17 protein-coding genes are annotated in these 17,104 nt (G+C 71.9%); 8 read left to right on the top strand and 9 right to left on the bottom strand.

What is annotated here, in order from left to right; genetic code table 11:
- Nucleotides 1-24 precede the first annotated feature (24 nt).
- The 6 genes from ACIA77_RS04485 to ACIA77_RS04460 all read right to left on the bottom strand — a co-directional run bounded on the left by ACIA77_RS04485 (nt 25) and on the right by ACIA77_RS04460 (nt 6,753).
- A complete protein-coding gene (locus ACIA77_RS04485) occupies nt 25-444 on the bottom strand; it encodes a hypothetical protein (RefSeq protein WP_395884381.1) in 420 nt (139 codons plus the stop codon).
- A complete protein-coding gene (locus ACIA77_RS04480; RefSeq protein ID WP_395884380.1) occupies nt 441-2,123 on the bottom strand; it encodes an L-lactate permease in 1,683 nt (560 codons plus the stop codon). Before ACIA77_RS04480 ends, ACIA77_RS04485 begins: the two co-directional genes overlap by 4 nt.
- A gap of 64 nt (nt 2,124-2,187) precedes the next feature.
- Complete coding sequence (locus ACIA77_RS04475) at nt 2,188-3,903, bottom strand: methylmalonyl-CoA mutase family protein (protein WP_395884379.1); 1,716 nt, start codon at nt 3,901-3,903, stop codon at nt 2,188-2,190.
- Nucleotides 3,900-4,904: a methylmalonyl Co-A mutase-associated GTPase MeaB gene (gene meaB, locus ACIA77_RS04470; RefSeq protein ID WP_395884378.1), complete on the bottom strand. Its 1,005-nt coding sequence runs from the start codon at nt 4,902-4,904 to the stop codon at nt 3,900-3,902. Before meaB ends, ACIA77_RS04475 begins: the two co-directional genes overlap by 4 nt.
- Nucleotides 4,901-6,331 (bottom strand): phenylacetate--CoA ligase family protein, encoded by a 1,431-nt coding sequence (locus tag ACIA77_RS04465; RefSeq protein WP_395884377.1) that lies wholly within the window; start codon nt 6,329-6,331, stop codon nt 4,901-4,903. Before ACIA77_RS04465 ends, meaB begins: the two co-directional genes overlap by 4 nt.
- Nucleotides 6,331-6,753, bottom strand: coding sequence for a cobalamin B12-binding domain-containing protein (locus ACIA77_RS04460; RefSeq protein ID WP_395884376.1), 423 nt, complete (start codon nt 6,751-6,753; stop codon nt 6,331-6,333). The genes ACIA77_RS04465 and ACIA77_RS04460 overlap by 1 nt, the downstream gene beginning before the upstream one ends.
- A 116-nt stretch (nt 6,754-6,869) precedes the next feature.
- Here ACIA77_RS04460 and ACIA77_RS04455 point away from each other — a divergent pair, with 116 nt between their 5' ends.
- The 6 genes from ACIA77_RS04455 to ACIA77_RS04430 all read left to right on the top strand — a co-directional run bounded on the left by ACIA77_RS04455 (nt 6,870) and on the right by ACIA77_RS04430 (nt 13,578).
- The gene (locus ACIA77_RS04455) at nt 6,870-7,946 is read left to right on the top strand and encodes an enoyl-CoA hydratase/isomerase family protein (protein WP_395884375.1); all 1,077 of its coding nucleotides are present in this window, start codon (nt 6,870-6,872) and stop codon (nt 7,944-7,946) included.
- 124 nt (nt 7,947-8,070) lie between these two features.
- Nucleotides 8,071-8,778: a FadR/GntR family transcriptional regulator gene (locus ACIA77_RS04450; protein ID WP_395884374.1), complete on the top strand. Its 708-nt coding sequence runs from the start codon at nt 8,071-8,073 to the stop codon at nt 8,776-8,778.
- A 70-nt stretch (nt 8,779-8,848) separates the two neighbouring features.
- Nucleotides 8,849-9,628, top strand: a complete 780-nt coding sequence (locus ACIA77_RS04445; protein ID WP_395884373.1) for a cyclase family protein — start codon at nt 8,849-8,851, stop codon at nt 9,626-9,628.
- Entirely contained in the window at nt 9,625-11,259 is a 1,635-nt protein-coding gene (locus ACIA77_RS04440; protein ID WP_395884372.1) for a thiamine pyrophosphate-binding protein, read from the top strand. The genes ACIA77_RS04445 and ACIA77_RS04440 overlap by 4 nt, the downstream gene beginning before the upstream one ends.
- Nucleotides 11,260-11,610: 351 nt before the next feature.
- Entirely contained in the window at nt 11,611-12,531 is a 921-nt protein-coding gene (gene lepB, locus ACIA77_RS04435; RefSeq protein WP_395884371.1) for a signal peptidase I, read from the top strand.
- Between the two features lie 66 nt (nt 12,532-12,597).
- A complete protein-coding gene (locus ACIA77_RS04430) occupies nt 12,598-13,578 on the top strand; it encodes a hypothetical protein (protein WP_395884370.1) in 981 nt (326 codons plus the stop codon).
- A 61-nt stretch (nt 13,579-13,639) separates the two neighbouring features.
- On the opposite strand, the gene ACIA77_RS04425 is transcribed toward ACIA77_RS04430, so the two are convergent.
- The gene (locus ACIA77_RS04425) at nt 13,640-14,278 is read right to left on the bottom strand and encodes an HD domain-containing protein (RefSeq protein ID WP_395884369.1); all 639 of its coding nucleotides are present in this window, start codon (nt 14,276-14,278) and stop codon (nt 13,640-13,642) included.
- A gap of 153 nt (nt 14,279-14,431) precedes the next feature.
- Here ACIA77_RS04425 and ACIA77_RS04420 point away from each other — a divergent pair, with 153 nt between their 5' ends.
- A complete protein-coding gene (locus ACIA77_RS04420; protein WP_395884368.1) occupies nt 14,432-15,412 on the top strand; it encodes a GlxA family transcriptional regulator in 981 nt (326 codons plus the stop codon).
- 11 nt (nt 15,413-15,423) lie between these two features.
- Here ACIA77_RS04420 and ACIA77_RS04415 read toward each other — a convergent pair whose 3' ends face one another.
- Nucleotides 15,424-15,975, bottom strand: coding sequence for a TetR/AcrR family transcriptional regulator (locus tag ACIA77_RS04415; RefSeq protein WP_395884367.1), 552 nt, complete (start codon nt 15,973-15,975; stop codon nt 15,424-15,426).
- A complete protein-coding gene (locus ACIA77_RS04410; protein ID WP_395884366.1) occupies nt 15,972-16,397 on the bottom strand; it encodes a nuclear transport factor 2 family protein in 426 nt (141 codons plus the stop codon). Before ACIA77_RS04410 ends, ACIA77_RS04415 begins: the two co-directional genes overlap by 4 nt.
- A 206-nt stretch (nt 16,398-16,603) precedes the next feature.
- Here ACIA77_RS04410 and ACIA77_RS04405 point away from each other — a divergent pair, with 206 nt between their 5' ends.
- Nucleotides 16,604-17,104, top strand: coding sequence for a cupin domain-containing protein (locus ACIA77_RS04405; protein ID WP_395884365.1), 501 nt, complete (start codon nt 16,604-16,606; stop codon nt 17,102-17,104).

Below are 17,104 nucleotides of genomic sequence, written 5' to 3'. Positions count from 1 at the left end.
GACCTCTTTGTTGGTATGACCACACTAGTCGGCACACGATCCGACGTACCCGAGCGACCGTTCCCGCTCCTCCGCGCGGAACGCGAAGGCGAGCAGGACCGCACTCGCCCGGTCGAGCACGGCCACGGCGTCGTCCGGCGCCTCCCGCGCGGCCCGGCGCAGCACCGCCCGCGCGAGTTTCAGCAGCCCGGCCGCGGCGCTGAGCCCGCCCAGCACGGCGAAGCCACGCGGGACCACGACCGCTCCGTGGTCCCGCGCCGCCCGCCACAGCCGCGGCAGCTCCGGCACCGGCACTCCCGCGGCGAGGGCGTCGGCGAGCTCGATCAGCTCGTACTGCACCTCCAGGAGCACGGCTTCGTCGCCGGAGGGCAGCGAGCACGTGGAGACGGCCGCGCCGATCGCGGCGTTGGCCTCCTCCACGGCTTCGCTCGCCACCCGGTTCACGGCACCATCCACGACAGCATCGGGGTGGACTGCAGGTAGACGAGGACGCACATCAGCGGCACGAACACCGCCGACGCCGCGAGCACCCGCCGGAACAGCAGGCCCTCCTTGCCGGCCAGCCCCACCGCACTGGCGCCGATCGCGAGGTTCTGCGGGCTGATCATCTTCCCGAGGACCCCGCCGCTGCTGTTCGCCGCCGCCATCAGCACCGGCTGCAGCTGCGCGCCGTGTGCGGCCGCGACCTGCAGGGCGCCGAAGAGCGAGTTCGACGACGTGTCCGATCCCGTCACCGCGGTACCGAACCAGCCCAGCAGCGGCGACAGCAGCGCGAACAGGCCGCCGGCACCGGCGAGGAACAGCCCGAGCGTGGCCGTCTGCCCGGACATGTTCATCACGTAGGCGAGCGCGAGGACGGCCATCACGGTGAGCCCGGCCGTGCGCAGCTGCACGATCGTCTGCCCGTAGGCGCGGACCGCGTCCCGCAGCGGCACCTTGAGCAGGAACGCCGAGACGATCCCGGCGATGAACAGGACCGTGCCGCTGTCTGCGAGCCAGTCGAACTTGTACGACACCAGGCTCAGCGGCTTGCCCGCCGACGTCACGACGTGCAGGCCGGGCCAGCTGAACGTCTTCGTCGTCGACGCGAGTGCCGCCGCCACCGCCGGGATCGCCGCGACGGAGAACAGCACGATGATCGTCGCGTACGGCGCGAACGAGCGGGCCTGGTCGGCCCGCGAGTCGACGACCGTTCGCTCCCGCACCGCCGTCGTCGCCGCGGTGGTCACGGCGCCGCCGCCGGAGACGGGCCCGGTCGGTACGGGCTCCGTACCGCGATCGCCGGGTGCGCGGTCGGGCGCGTCCGCCGGTTTCGGCTTCCAGAACCGCAGCAGCACGAGCACGGCCGCCGCGGACACGAGCGACGCCGCGATGTCCGTTAGCTGCACGGGCCCGAAGTTCGCCATCAGGTACTGCACGACGGCGAAGCTCACGCCGCACACGATCGCCGCGGGCCAGGCCTGGCGCAGCCCGCGCCGCCCGTCCAGCACGATCACGAGCACCAGCGGCACGATCAGCGCGAGGATCGGCACCTGCCGGCCGGTCATCGACGCCAGGTCGTCCAGCGGCAGCCCGGTCACCTTGGCGAGCGTGATCACCGGCAGCGCCACGGCGCCGTACGCGACGGGCGCGGTGTTGGCGATGAGCGCGACCGTCGCCGCCTTCAGCGGTTTCAGCCCGACCGCCACGAGCATCACCGAGCAGATCGCGACCGGCGCGCCGAACCCGGCGAGCGCCTCCAGCAGCGCGCCGAACGAGAACGCGATGATCACGCCCTGCACGCGCTGGTCGTCGCTGATCTTCGCGAAGGTCCGCCGCAGCACGTCGAAGTGCCCGGACACCTTCGTCATCTGGTAGATCCACAGGGAGTTGAGCACGATCCACAGCGCGGGGAACAGGCCGAACGCCGCGCCTTCGAGCGCGGAGTCGAACGCCGGTCCGGCCGGCATGCCGTACACCGCGATCGCGCCGATGATCGACAACGCGAGCGCGATGAGCGAGGCCAGCCACGCGCGGACGCGGAACACGCCCAGCAGCACGAACAGCACGATCAGGGGCAGGGCGGACACGAGGGCGGACCAACCGAGACTGCCGCCGAGTGGCGCGGGAACCTGCGTGTACACAGGTCACCTCCGGGATCTCTCGTCGTTGAGAGGAGGGGTGGGGACTCGAGGAATCGCAAAGGGCCTAGAACACCGGGGTTTCGGTGTAGGACCCGAAGACATCACGCAGCGCGCCCGTGATCTCTCCCATGGAAAGGTGCGCCTTGACGGCCTCGACCGTCGCCGGCATCAGGTTGGCCGACGGATCGGCCGCGACGGCGAGCAGCTGCTCCATCGCCGCCTTCGCCCGGTCGGGGTCCCGGTCGGCGCGCACCTGCTTGAGCCGTGCGAGCTGCCGGGCCTCGGATTCCGGGTCGAGCTTGTGCGTTTCGATCTTCTCGCCCTGGCCCTCGTCGACGTACTTGTTCACGCCGATCACGGGCCGGTCGCCGCTCGCCTTGCGGCGCGCGAACTCGTAGGCGGTGTCGGAGATCTCGCGCTGGAAGAACCCCTGCTCGATCGCCGCGACGACGCCGCCGAGCTCCTCGATCTTCGCGAAGTAGCCGTGGATCCCCGACTCGAGGCGGTCGGTGAGGTTCTCGACGTAGTACGAGCCGCCGAGCGGGTCGATCACGCTCGTCACGCCGGTTTCGTCGGCGATGATCTGCTGGGTGCGCAGCGCGACCTTCATCGCCTGTTCGCTCGGGATCGTGTACGCCTCGTCGAGCCCGTTGGTGTGCAAGGACTGCGCGCCGCCGAGCACGGCCGAGAGCGCCTGCAGCGCGGTGCGGATGATGTTGTTGAGCGGCTGCGGTTTCGTGAGCGTGGCCGCTGCCGTCTGCGCGTGGAACCGCAGCCGCATCGACTGCGGGTTCTCGGCGCCGAAGGTCTCCTTCATCATCTTCGCGTAGAACCGCCGCACCGCGCGGAACTTCGCGACCTCCTCGAACAGGTCCGCCTGGCTGACGAAGAAGAACGACAGCCGCGAGGCGAACTGGTCGACGTCGACGCCGGTCGCGACGACGTCCTCGACGTAGGCCTTGGTGATCGCCATCGTGAACGCGATCTCCTGCAAGGCGTTCGCCCCGGCCTCGCTGATGTGGTACCCGGAGATGTTCACCGGGTTGTAGCGCGCCATGCGCTCGCTGCAGTAAACGATGGTGTCGCGCACGATCCGCATGCTCGGCCGGACCGGGAACACCCACTCCTTCTGCGCCACGTACTCCTTGAGGATGTCGTTCTGGATCGTCCCCGAGAGCTTGTTCAGGTCGTAGCCGCGCTCTTCGGCGACGGCCACGTACATGGCGAGCAGGATCCACGCCGACGGGTTGATCGTCATCGACACGCTGATCGTCTCGAGGTCGATGCCCTCGAACAGCGCCTCCATGTCCGGCAGCGTGTCGATCGCGACGCCCTCGCGCCCGACTTCGCCGAGGCTCATCGGGTCGTCGCTGTCGAGGCCCATCAGCGTCGGCATGTCGAAGTCGACCGACAAGCCGGTCTGGCCCTGCGCGATGAGGTACTGGAAGCGCTTGTTCGTCTCCTCCGCCTGCCCGAACCCGGCGATCTGGCGCATCGTCCAGTTCCGGCCGCGGTACATCGTCGGGTACGGCCCGCGCGTGTAGGGGTAGCGGCCGGGCAGGCCGATGTCGTGCCAGTCGGCCGGCAGGTCGGCCGGCGTGTAGACCCGCTCGACCTCCATGCCGCTGCCCGAGCGGTAGACGTCGCGTGATTCGGGCTGGCGCCGGATGAACCCGGCGAGCTCGTCGCCCTCCCAGCCGGCGAGTTCCCGCGCGACCGCGTCGACGAGCGCCTCGGTCGTCAGTGCTCGTTCATCCGGGACCGGGTCGTGCTCGTTCACCACAGTTCCTCCTCATCTGTCGTCGAAGCGGTCGGCGAAGTCCCGGCCGGAGCCGCCGTGGTGCCCGCTTGCCCCACCAGGCGGCGGGCGGCGGACAGCGGGTCCTCGCGGCGCGCGGCGACGTCGTCGACCGCGCGGTCGAAGGCGGGGACGCCGGGGCGCAGGCCGTCGAGCACGAGCTGCTCGGCGACCCAGCGGATGCGGGTGGCGCTGGTGCGCCGGGCCCGCCGCTCGCGTTCGCCGTGCTCGGTCATCCACTCGAGGTGCGCGGCGAACTGCCCGGCGAGCTCGGGCACGCCGTGCCCGGTGGCCGCCACGGTCTGCTGGATCGGCACGTTCCACTGGTGCGGCCGGCGGTGCGCGAGCCGGAGCATGTCGCGCAGCTCGGCCACGGTCTTGGCGGCACCGTCGCGGTCGGCCTTGTTCACCACGTGCACGTCGGCGATCTCCAGCAGCCCGGCCTTGATCGCCTGCACGTCGTCACCCATGCCGGGCACGCTGACGACGGCCACCGTCTGGGCCGCGCTGATCACGTCCACCTCGGCCTGCCCGACACCGACGGTTTCGAGCACCACCACGTCCTTGCCCGCGGCGTCCAGCACGGTGATCGCGTCCAGGGCGGCGCGCGAGAGCCCGCCGAGCGCGCCCCGGGTGGCGATCGAGCGGATGAACACCCCCTCGTCCCCCGCGAGGCCCGTCATGCGGATCCGGTCGCCGAGGATCGCGCCGCCGCTGAACACGCTGGACGGGTCCACCGCCAGCACACCGACGGTGCGGCCCTGCTCGCGGTAGTACTCGGTCAGCGCCGTGACGAGCGTGCTCTTGCCGCTGCCGGGCGGCCCCGTGAGCCCGAGCACGTGGGCGTTGCCCGCCTTGCCGTGCAGTTCGGCGAGCGCCTCGTCGACGCCGGCGGTGCGCCGCTCCACGAACGTGAGCATCCGCGCGATGGCCGCGTGCTCCCCTGCGAGCACGCGGTGCACCACGTCGGCCGGCGTCTTCACGACCCACTTCCGAGGCGGCGCAGCAGGTCGCGGTCGTCGATCACCCGCCGGGCCTTGAACTCCGTCCGGTCGAAGGTCTTGTGGTCCACGGGCACCACGTGCGCGCCGACGCCCAGTGCCTTGCGCAGCTTCTCCTCGATCGCCTTCGCCCAGCCGGCCAGGCCGGCCTCGGCGACGCCGCGGTGCTCGACCTGCACGGCGAGACTGTCCATCGTGGACTTGCGGCTGATCACGATGCGGTGCTCGCCGCCGTAGCCCTCGGCGGCCATCACGACGTCGTCGATCGCGCTCGGGTACACGTTCTCGCCGCGCACGGTGAACATGTCGTCGATGCGCCCGTAAATGCCCTGCGGCAGGAACGGGTAGGTGCGGCCGCGGTCGGCCGACGGGGCTTCCCAGCGCGTGAGGTCGTTGGACAGCAACCGGATCATCGGCTGGCTCGTGCGTTCGAGCGTGGTGTAGACCGGGGTGCCCTCGCGGCCCCAGTCGACGCGGTGGTGGTCCACCGGGTCGCACACCTCGGTGTAGACGAGGTCCTGCCACGCGAACACGCCGGGCTCGTGGTTGGCCGCGCCCAGGTGCATCCACGGGCTGACCTCGGCCATGCTGCCCGAGTCGTAGACCTCGGCGCCGAAGGCCTCCTCGATGCGGCCGCGGATCGTCGGCACGCTCGCGCCCGGCTCGCCGGAGAAGAACAGCTTGCGCAGCCCCAGGTCCGCGGGGTCCACGCCCTCGTCGGCGGCGACCTCGGCCAGGTGCAGCGCGTAGGACGGGGTGCCGTAGAAGACGGTGACGCCCATCTGCTTCATCCACATCACCGTGCGCGCGGTCTGCCCCGGCGTGCCGGCGCCGAACGGGAACACGCGGGCGCCGAGCCGTTCCGCGCCGATGTAGGCGCCCCAGGAACCCCAGTAGAGGCTCAGCGGCGAAGCGACGAGCACCGTGTCGGTTTCGCGGATGCCCATTCCCCACATCACGCGGGCGTGGGCGTTGGCCACGCTGCGCCAGTCGCACTCGCTGATGCCGAACGCGGTGGGCCGCCCGGTGGTGCCGGACGTGCCGTTGACGTGCTTGACCTCGCCCGGCTCCACCGCGAGGTAGCTGCCGAACGGTTCGTGGGCGGCCTGGTCGGCGCGCAGCTCTTCCTTGCGCACCACGGGAACCTTCTCGAAGTCCGACAGATCGCGGATGGCCGACGGGTGGATGCCCGCCTCTTCCCACTTGCGCCGGTAGAACGGCGCGTGGTCCCACGCGTAGGCCATGACCTCGCGGATCCGGGCGAGGATCGCCTCGTCCCGTTCCCCGGCCGGCATGGTCTCGCGGCGCGGGAACCAGTGCGCCTGGCCCGAAGGCGGGCGGTAGGTCTCGTCGTAGCGCGGCGGCCAGCTCCACTGCTCCATGGGGCTCGCTGCGTTCACCGGGTCCATCAGGCCTCACCCGCCACGACGGCCAGCTCGCGGACGCGGTCGACGATCGTCTCCGGGGTGGTGTCCTGGCCGAGCACCTCGGCCACGCCCATCTTCTTGAGCGCTTCCTCGTCCTCGTCGGGCATCACGCCACCCGCGACGATCGCGAACCGCGGCCGGTCGGGCATCGCGTCGATCAGCTCGAAGATGCGGGTGAAGATCGGCATGTGCGCGCCGGAGAGCAGGCTGACGCCGAGCACGTCGACGTCCTCCTGCACCGCCGCTTCCAGCACCTGCTCGGGGCTGCGGTGCAGGCCGGTGTAGATCACCTCCATGCCCGCGTCGCGCAGGGTCCGCGCGACGACCTTCACGCCCCGGTCGTGCCCGTCGAGCCCGATCTTGGCCAGCATCACCCGGATCGGTTCACCTCCGCTGTCACCCACCGTGTCCACTCTCCGCTCCGCCGGTCGACCTTTGATGTGGTCTGACCATAGAAGTGGTGGGCCATGATGTGCAACCCTGGAGCGCGCACCACCCGGCTGCGCGAAAGGCGGATGCGGTGGCTGACTTGACCGGCGTGACGACCGTCCTGGCCCGGGTGCAGGGCACGATCGGCCGGCTGACCGTGAACCGGCCGGACGCGCTCAACGCGCTGGACCTGCCCATGATCCGAGCGCTGCTCGCCGCGCTCGACGCGTGGGAGGACGACCCGGCCGTGACCGCCGTCGTGCTCGACGGCGCGGGCGAGCGCGCGTTCTGCGCCGGCGGGGACATCGGCGTCGTCCACTCGTCGGCGGTCGGCGACCCGGCGGTCGCGCTGACGCTCTGGCGCGAGGAGTACCGCCTCGACGCGCGGCTCGCCCGCTACCCGAAGCCGGTCGTCGCGCTCATGGACGGCATCACCATGGGCGGCGGGCTCGGCATCGGCGGTCACGCGCCCGTGCGGGTGGTCACCGAACGCTCCGTGCTGGCGATGCCGGAGGTCGCGATCGGGCTGGCCCCGGACGTCGGCGGAGCGTTCCTGCTCGGGCGGGCCCCCGGAGAGCTCGGCCTGCACCTCGCGCTCACGGCCGGGCGAGCCCGCGCCGCGGACGCGCTCCACTGTGGACTCGCCGACCACCACGTGCTCTCGGACCGGTTGCCCGCGCTCGTCGGCGACCTCGCGGCCGGCGCGCCGATCCCGGCCACGGTCGCGAAGTACGCCGAAGATCCCGGCCCCGCTCCCCTGGCGGCGGCGCGGTGCTGGATCGACCGCGCGTACGGCGACGCGCCGACCGTCGAGGACGTGCTGTACCGCCTCGAAGCCATGGACGAACCCGGGCCGCACGAGACCGTCGCCGCGCTCACCGCCGCCGCGCCCACGGCGTTGAAGGTCACCTTGCGGGCGGTCCGCGCGGCGCGCGAGATGACGGCGATCGAGCAGTGCCTGCGCCAGGACTACCGGCTGTGCAGCCGGTTCCTGCGCCACCCCGATCTGGCCGAAGGCATCCGCGCCGCGATCCTCGACAAGGACCGCGCGCCGCGCTGGCGGCCGGGCACGCTCGCCGAGGTCGACGACCCGGCCGTCGAGGCGTTCTTCGCACCGGTGGCCGACGAGCTGGACCTGCCGGAGCACCCTCCCGTGCCCCATCCGTAGCAGTCCACATTGTGGTCTGACCACGACTGTCTTAGGCTGCCCAGGATCGGGCCGGCAGAGCGCGGACGCGCCGCCGGCGGCGAGCAATGTCATCGACAGTGGGGTCGAGGAGGCGGTCCGTTCGATGGGCCAACCGGACAACGTGCGGTACCTCGGGTCACCGGGCCAGGTGCTGGCGGGGATCCAGGACTGGATCCTCACCGCCCACCTGCGCGCGGGCGATCCGCTGCCCGCCGAACGTGAGCTGGCCCGGGCGCTGGGCGTCGGCTCCGGCCGCCTGCGCGAAGGTGTCCGCGCTCTCGAAGCCGCGGGCGTGCTCGAACCGGCGGCCGACGCCACCGCGGCCGCGGTCGTCGCGGAAGCGCCCGCCGATGCGCTGCACAAGCTGCTGCGCCTGCACCTGTCGCTGTCCCGGTTCGGGACCGGCGACCTGATGTCGATCCGGATCGAGCTGGAACGCTCGTCGGCCACCCGCGCCGCGCGCTCGGCCCTTCCGGACGACCTCACGCCGCTGCGGGAGATCACCGGGGAGATGGGCCGCCCCGGCGTCACGCGCGGTCAGTTCCGCGAGTTGGACTCCGCCTTCCACCTCGGCCTCGCCCGCGCGGCCAGCAACGACCTCGCCGCCGTGCTGCTGGCCTCGCTCGGCGACGCCGTGGGCGACGAGATGACCGCCGGTTACGCGCGCACGGCCGACTGGCCCGCGACCGCGCGGCAGCTCGCGGACGAGCACACGTGGATCCTCGACGCGATCGAAACCGGCGACCCGGACCGCGCCGCCGCGGAGGTCACGAGGCACATCGCCGGGTTCTACGGGCTGCGCGCCGGCTGAGCGGTTCCCCGGAACCCCTTGCGGGGCATAGGGTCTCCCCCAGGCTGACCGGACGAGCACTGGAGGACGCATGTCGTTGCTGGCCGATCTGAACGCGGCGATCACCGGGGGTGGCATCGAGGTCGTCGACCTCACCGCACCGCTGAGCTCCACCACCCCGATCCTGCAACTGCCCGCGCCGTTCGCGAACACGATCCCGTTCCGGCTCGAGGAGATCAGCCGCTACGACGAGCGCGGCCCGCGCTGGTACTGGAACGACATCCACACCGGGGAGCACACCGGCACCCACTTCGACGCGCCGGTGCACTGGGTGTCCGGAAAGGACGGTCTGGACGTTTCGCAAGCACCGCTGCGCACGCTGATCGCGCCCGCCGTCGTGCTCGACGCGTCCGCGAAGGCCAAGGGCAACCCCGACTTCCTGCTCTCGATCGACGACGTGCGCGAGTGGGAGTCCGGGCACGGCGCGCTGCCGGCCGGCGCCTGGCTGCTCTACCGAAGTGGCTGGGACGTGCATTCCGCTGATCAGGACGAGTTCCTCAACGCCGACGAATCCGGTTCGCACACCCCCGGCATCTCGCCCGAGTGCGCGCGGTGGCTGGCCGAGGAGACACCGATCGCCGGGCTGGGCGTCGAAACCGTCGGCACCGACGCCGGTCAGGCGCCCGGGCTCGACCCGGCGTTCCCGTGCCACGAACTGTTGCTGGGCGCGGGCAAGTTCGGCCTGACGCAGCTGCAGAACCTCGCGAGCCTGCCCGCGACCGGAGCGGTGCTCGTGATCAGCCCGCTGCCGATCATCGGCGGCTCGGGCAGCCCGGCCCGGGTGTACGCGCTCGTCGAGCGTGGCGCGTGAAGGTCGCGGAGCTGGTCGGGCGCACCCTCGCCGATCTCGGCGTCGGCATGGCGTTCGGCGTGGTCGGCAGCGGCAACTTCGACGTGACCAACGCGCTGCGCGCCGCGGGTGTCCGGTTCGTCGCCACGCGCCACGAAGGCGGCGCGGCGAGCATGGCCGACGCGCACGCGCGGATGAGCGGGCAGGTCTCCGTGCTCAGCCTGCACCAGGGCTGCGGGCTGACCAACGCGATCACCGGGATCACCGAAGCCGCGAAGAGCCGCACGCCGATGATCGTCGTCACCGCGGACACGGCGGCCGCGGCCGTGCTGTCGAACTTCCGGATCGACCAGGACGCCCTCGGCACGGCGGTGGGCGCGACGGCCGCCCGCGTCCACTCGGCCGAAACGGCGTTCGCCGACACGGTCCGGGCGTTCCGCACCGCCCGCCAGGAGAACCGGACAGTGGTGCTGAGCCTGCCGCTCGACGTGCAGGCGCAGGACGCGCCGGCCCCCGGCGCGGTGCCCGACATCGCCGGCCCCGCGCCGATCCGGCCGGAGACCGCGGTGGCCGACGAGCTGGCGGGGCTGCTCACCCAGGCGCGGCGGCCAGTGTTCATCGCCGGGCGCGGCGCGCGGGGCCAGGCCACGCCGTTGCGGGCGCTGGCCGATGTCACCGGAGCGCTGCTCGCGACGTCGGCCGTGGCCAACGGGCTCTTCCACGACGATCCGTGGTCGCTCGGGATCAGCGGCGGGTTCTCGTCGCCGCTGACCGCGGAGCTGATCGCGGACGCCGACCTGGTCGTGGGCTGGGGCTGTGCGCTGAACATGTGGACCACGCGCCACGGCAAGCTGATCGGCCCGCAGGCCCGGCTCGTGCAGGTCGACCGCGAGGAAGCCGCGCTGGGCGCGCACCGGCCGGTGCGCCTCGGCGTGGTCGGCGACGTCGCCGCGACCGCCGTCGACGTGCTGGAACTGCTGGAGGAACGCGGTCACCGGGCCGAGGGCTACCGCGGCCCGGAGCTCGCCGCGCGGCTGGCGGCGCAGGTGCGGTGGAACGACGTCCCCCACGACGACCGCTCCGGCGGCGGCCGCATCGACGCGCGCACGCTCAGCGCCCGGCTCGACGAGCTGCTGCCGCGGCAGCGCGTGGTGTCGATCGACTCCGGCAACTTCATGGGGTACCCGAGCGCTTACCTGTCGGTGCCGGACGAGAACGGGTTCTGCTTCACGCAGGCCTACCAGTGCGTCGGCCTCGGGCTGGGCACGGCGATCGGCGCCGCGCTGGCCCGGCCGAACCGCCTGCCCGTCCTCGGCTGCGGCGACGGCGGCTTCCACATGGCGATCTCGGAACTGGAGACCGCCGTGCGGCTCGCGCTCCCGCTCGTGGTGATCGTGTACAACGACGCCGCGTACGGCGCCGAAGTCCACCACTTCGGCGACGCCGACCTCGACGCCGTGCGCTTCCCGGACACCGACATCGCCGCGATCGCCCGCGGTTTCGGCTGCACCGGCGTCACCGTCCGCAGCGTCGAGGACCTGGCCCCGGTCACGAAGTGGCTCGACGGCGCTCGCGACACTCCCCTGGTCCTCGACGCGAAGCTCGCCGACGACGGGGGCTCGTGGTGGCTGGCGGAGGCGTTCGGGCACTGAACCGTCCTTTTCGGACAACGGGCCCACGACCACTCCGGGGACCTCGGGCAACCACGGGGCCGAATGGACCAGCCGGAACGCGGCTCGGCGCCCCGCGGCCTGAGGCGGCCGCGCCGAGCCCGTCCGACGGCCGATTCGTTACGCGCGCTTCACGCCGAGCGGGCGCCGTGCAGCCGGTCGGGGATCCGGTTCCCGCACTTCAGCGGCCGGGTCTCCACAACGCGTGCGTTCGGGGAGAGATCACCGCGCGGCGGCGCGAATCCCGCGTGTTCCCGGTCACCGGAACGAACTCCCCGATCGTGAGCAGTGGCGCTGCGGCGGCGGTGCGCGTGGAGTCTGTAGCCTGGCGCGGTGGTCGACCCCATCACCCGCGGATCCGCCGAAAGTGACCCCGAACGTCCTGATGAGGGCGGTGCGGGCGAGTCGTCCGGTTCGGACGGTCGCGGACGCAGGCAACGCAAGAAGCGCCCGTTCTGGCAGGAGCTGCCGATCCTGCTCGTGATCGCCCTGGTGCTCACGATCCTGATCCAGCAGTTCGTGGCGAAGGTCTTCATGATCCCGTCGGAATCGATGGAGACCACGTTGCACGGCTGCACCGGGTGCTTCGGTGACCGGGTGGTCGTCGACCGGATCACCTACGACTTCAAAGACCCGTCGCCGGGTGACGTGATCGTGTTCCGCGGGCCCGGGCCGTGGACGGAGCACGAGATCGCGCCGCAGGAGCCGACCAACTTCTTCGCGAAGGCGTTCCGCGAGATCGGTTCGCTCGTCGGCTTCGCCCCGCCGGACGAGCAGGACTTCGTCAAACGCGTGATCGCCGTCGGCGGGCAGACGGTGCAGTGCTGCGATCCCCAGGGCCGCGTGATCGTCGACGGCAAGGCGCTCGACGAGCCCTACCTGCACTGGACCGACCCGAACAACCCGGTCCAGAACTCCTTCGCGCCGGTCACCGTGCCGCAGGGCAGCCTCTGGGTGATGGGCGACAACCGCAACGATTCGTGCGACTCCCGCTGCCAGGGCGGGGGCGGCGTCCCCGGCACCGTCCCGGTCGACGACGTCATCGGCAAGGCGCGCTTCATCGTCCTCCCGCCGTCGCGCTGGGGCGGCGTGAGCGACTACGACGCGCAGGATTCGGCCACCCCGGTCGCGCTCGGCGCGCCGGCGTGGCAACGGGGGCTCCCGCTGGGTGCGGGCACGGCGTTGTCGGTGCCGGTGCTGTTCCTCGGCCGCCGGACCCGGGAAGCGTTGCGGCGCAAGCGCAAGCGCGATTAGCCGCGGATTCGCGTAACACCGCCCTCCCCCGTCGATGATCAGGCGACGACTGTGGGGAGAACGCACGTGGACGACGAAGACCTGCTCGAGTCCCACCCGGACCTCGTGGACCCGCGGTGGCGCAGGCAGGCGGAGGCCGGCGCCCGGCGAGGGGCCAGGAGAGACCGCGACGACGGCCGCAAGCGGTTCCCCCCACCGCGGCGCGGCAGCCGCCGGTGGGTGGTCGCCGCGGTCGTGCTGGTCCTCGGCGTCACGGCCACGGCGATCGTCCTGACCGGGGGCGAGCCCGCGAAACCCGTCGCCGCGCCCGATCCCACGTCGGTGCCGGTGTACGCGCAGGTCGATCTGGCCCGCCCGTTCGCGAACACGCCCGCCGACACGTGGACCAAGTACATCGACGGCATCACCTCGCCCGAGCCGGCCACCACCGGGCCGTTCGGCCCTGAGGCCGTAGCGCACGCCTACCTGCAGGTCAGGAGCGCGATCATCAGGGCTCGGCTCGACCCCGACGTGCTGACCGGTCACGACCCGAAGGCGTACGTGACGCTGTTCGCCCCGGACCAGCGCGCTCAGCTCACCAAGCTGTTCTCGGCGAACCCCACGAAGAGCACCGCCGGTTTCGTCACCGAGATCGCCGACGGGTACCACCTGCTCGACGCGGGCCCCCGCACCTTCGGCACCCCCACCGCGCGCCCCGGCGGCAAGGCGGGCGAACTCGCCGTCGACGCGAGGTACGTGATCGCCTGCGCCTTCGACGACCCGCACCCCGCCGACCTGACGAGCCCGGCCCAGATCGACAGCTTCCTGCGCGTGGACGAGACGTACGTGCTCCGCAACGGCCCGACGTTCACCGGCAGCAGCCGGGGGCTCCGGGTCGACGGCGGCCGGACCGCCTTTTCCTCGGTCGGCTGTGCTGCCGCCGAGCACGGCTACCTCGCGCCCGGCTACGCGAACCCACCTGCGCTCATGGGCCCCCGCTACGACGCCCCGGGCTACTACGACCCGAAGTACCCGCTTCCCTCGTTCGACGAATGCCCGAAGAGCTGAACGCCTGCGGCAGTCCCGGGCGGCTTCGGCGTGCGAGTACCCCGAGGCCGCCCGGCGGCACTCAGCTCGCCCAGGCCGAACCGCGGATGCGCTCAACCGTGGTCACGCGCTGGAAATCGGGGATGAAGTGTTCCAGGACGTCGGAGTTCACGGTTCCGTAGGTGGTCTCGGGGCGGTGCTTGAGCCCGTCGACGAACGCCTGCAGGAACTCGTTCTTGAAATCACCCCGCGGGTGCGCGGCGAGGACCTCCTCGACCTGCTGCGGGTCCAGCGTGTCCAGCCCGAACCCGAGCACGTCGGTCAGCACCCCGAAGTGCGTCGTGGCCACCTCCGGCCCCATCCGGGCCGGGATCCCCGGCGTGGTGTGCAGCGCGATCGCCGTCCACACCGTCTCCGCGTCCGCCGCCGAAAACCCGTGCTCGAGCAGGAACTTCCGGCCGTGATCCGCCCCGTCGACCTCGAACCGCTGCTCCGCCTCGGAAAACGCCTTCGACAGGCCGGTGTCGTGGAACATCGCGGCCAGGTAGAGCAACTCGGCATCCGGCTGCACACCGAGCCGCTGCGCGTGCAGCTCACTGAACAGGAACACGCGACGCGAGTGGTGGTAGATGAGCGGGCTGGTCGTCTCCCGGACGAGCCGGGACGCTTCGGCGACCGCCGCCGTCTCCGGAATTTCCACACCCGCGATGAACTCTGCCATGGCTTCTGCGCTTTCGATTCGAAGTGCCGGACTGTTCGTACGGCTCCGATGCTGGCTCCGCACCCGGGTCCGGCGCCGCCGCGGTCCGGCCAGGAACCACCCGAATCGGGACGTTCCCCGCCGCCGCGGACAGGCGCGTGCTACCAATGGCCTGTGCCCTCGTCGCCAGCCCCGCACCGCGTCGCGATCTTCGTCTACGACGGAGTGACGCTGCTGGATGTGGCCGGCCCGGCGGAGGTGTTCAAAGAGGCCAACCGGTTCGGTGCCGACTACCGCATCGTGCTGGTGTCGCCCACGGGCGAGGACGTCACGTCGAACCTCGGGTTCAAGATCGCCGTGGACGGTGCCGTCGCCGACGAGACCGCGGCGGACACGTACCTGGTGCCCGGCTCCGACCGCCACCCGCGCGTGCGCGTGCCGCGGTACCTGGCGGAAGCCGCGCGGGTGCCGGCCGCCGGCGCGGGCCGCGTCGCGTCGATCTGCACGGGCGCGTTCATCCTCGCCGCCGCCGGACTCCTCGACGGCAAGCGCGCGACCACGCACTGGAAGGTCACCCACGAGCTCGCCGCCCGCTGCCCGACGTGCCGCGTCGACCCCGACGCCATCTACGTCCGCGACGGCAACACCTACACCTCGGCGGGCGTGACCGCCGGCATCGACCTGGCCCTCGCGCTCGTCGAAGAGGACCACGGCCCGGACCTGACCCGCCGGGTCGCGCGGTCCCTCGTCGTCTACCTCCAGCGGTCGGGCGGCCAGTCGCAGTTCTCCGCGCCCCTGCAAGGCCCCGCCCCGCACACGCCGGCCCTGCGGAAGATCACCGACCTCGTGACGGCCAACCCGCAGGGCAACCACTCTCTGGGCGAGCTCGCGAAGCACCTCAACATGAGCACTCGCCACCTCACCCGCCTCTTCCACGACGAACTGCACACCACCCCGGCCCGCTACGTCGAGAACATCCGCTTCGACCTCGCCCGGGCCCTGCTCGACCAGGGCCACACCGCGACGCAAGCGGCGACCCTCGCGGGTTTCCCCAGCTACGAGAGCATGCGCCGGGTGTTCTCGCGCAAACTGGCCATCAGCCCGGCGGCCTACCAGCGCCGGTTCAGCACGGCTCGCCGCGACGAGCCGGCGTAGCGGCCCGCACCTCACGCGCCGGGCCGGATGCGCAGCCCTTCCACCACGAGGTGCAGCAGCCGGTCGGCGAGGTCCGGGTCCTCCGGGGATTCGTCGGCGGTCCGGCCGATCGCGCCGGCGAGGCGCATCAGGTCGTCGACGGTCGCTGCGCGCCGGGCGGTGCCCGCGCGCTGGGCGCGGCCCAGCAAGGTCTTCCCCGCTCGCTCGACCGGCGCGCGCGACGCCGCGAGTGTCGCATGAGGACGGTCCTCCCCCGTGGCCGCGGCGATGGCCTGCCACGCGCGGTGGCGTTCGAGAACGGCGCGCAGCCAGGTGACGAGGGCCGCGAACGGGTCGTCGGCGGTGCCGAGTTCGCGGCCGAGGGTGAGCAGCGCGTCGACCTCGCCCTGGAACACGGCGTCGAGCAGGTCTTCGCGGCACGGGAAGTGCCGGTAGAGGGTGCCGATGCCGACTCCGGCGCGGCGCGCGACCTCCTCGAGCGACGCACCCGTGCCGTGGGCGAGGAACGCCGCCCGGGCTTCGGCGACGAGCCGGTCCCGGTTGCGGCGCGCGTCGGCCCTCACGCGGCCTTGAGGTGGTGGCTCAGGTCGCCCGCGAGCGCGACGTGTGGGCGGCGCTCGGCGAACCGCCAAACGCCGGCACTGCGTTCGAACCGGTCGTCGTAGTGGCCCGACGCGATGGGCTGCAGCGGCAGCCCGGGGGTGGCCTGCAGGGCGGTCCAGTAGCTGTGCGCCGTGGCCGTGCCGGCGGTTTCGTCGACGTCGATGCGGACGTTGGTGGTCAGGTGCCGCGTGCGCGGGGTGCCGTCGGGGTAGACGACCAGCGTGTCGCGGAAGCAGCGTTCGACGGCGGCGCGCCCGGTCGCCGGGGTGGCGCCCGCGAACGTCCCGTGCGCGAACAGCTCCCCGACTCCGGCGAAATCGCCGGAATCCACGTGCGCGGCATAGGTGAAGATCAGGTTTTCGATGGCCCGGTGCGCAGACATGTCCAGCCTCCCTAGTAAGCGGAGGGATACCTCCGCTACCACTGTACGGAGGCACCCCTCCTGTTCGCCAGTGCCGTGCCGGACTCACGGAAAACCGTTGGCGCACTGGGGAAATTCACCGCGCCGAACGCGTCGCCGGGCGTGGTACGTTCGCCGCGAGGCCTGGCGTCGCCGGGCACCACGAGGGACTTCACCGGGGGCTTCGCATGTCCATCGTCATCCCCAGCTTCGACGACACCGTCCACGTCCGCTCCGGCGACGCCGAGGTCATCGGCCGCGCGCCCACCACCGTCCGGCTGCTGGCCGACAGCAGCGCCACCGGTGGTGCCCTGTCCACGATCCAGGTCGAGCTCAAGGATGGCGCGAACGGCGCGGCCCCGCACCACCACTCCGGCTCCGCCGAGCTGTTCTACCTGCTCGACGGCACCGCCCAGCTGCTCTCGGGCGAGCAGGTCGTCACCGCCTCCCGCGGTGACCTGGTCGTCGTGCCGCCCAACGTGGCGCACGCCTTCGCCGCCGCACCGGGCGAGAACGCCGATATCCTCATCGTCATCGCCCCGGGCGTCGAGCGCTTCGAGTACTTCCGCCACCTCGAACGCATCGCCTACGGCAAGGCGGCGCCGGAAAGCCTGCTCGAAGTGCAGGAGATCTACGACACCTACTTCAGCGCGAGCCCCGCCTGGGAAGCGGCGCGCACGGCGAACTGA

This window comes from Amycolatopsis sp. NPDC051903 (genome assembly GCF_044452505.1).
Lineage (GTDB): Bacteria > Actinomycetota > Actinomycetes > Mycobacteriales > Pseudonocardiaceae > Amycolatopsis.
The sequence above is the reverse complement of the archived record's forward strand: the minus strand, read 5'-3'. Positions and strand labels throughout refer to the sequence as shown.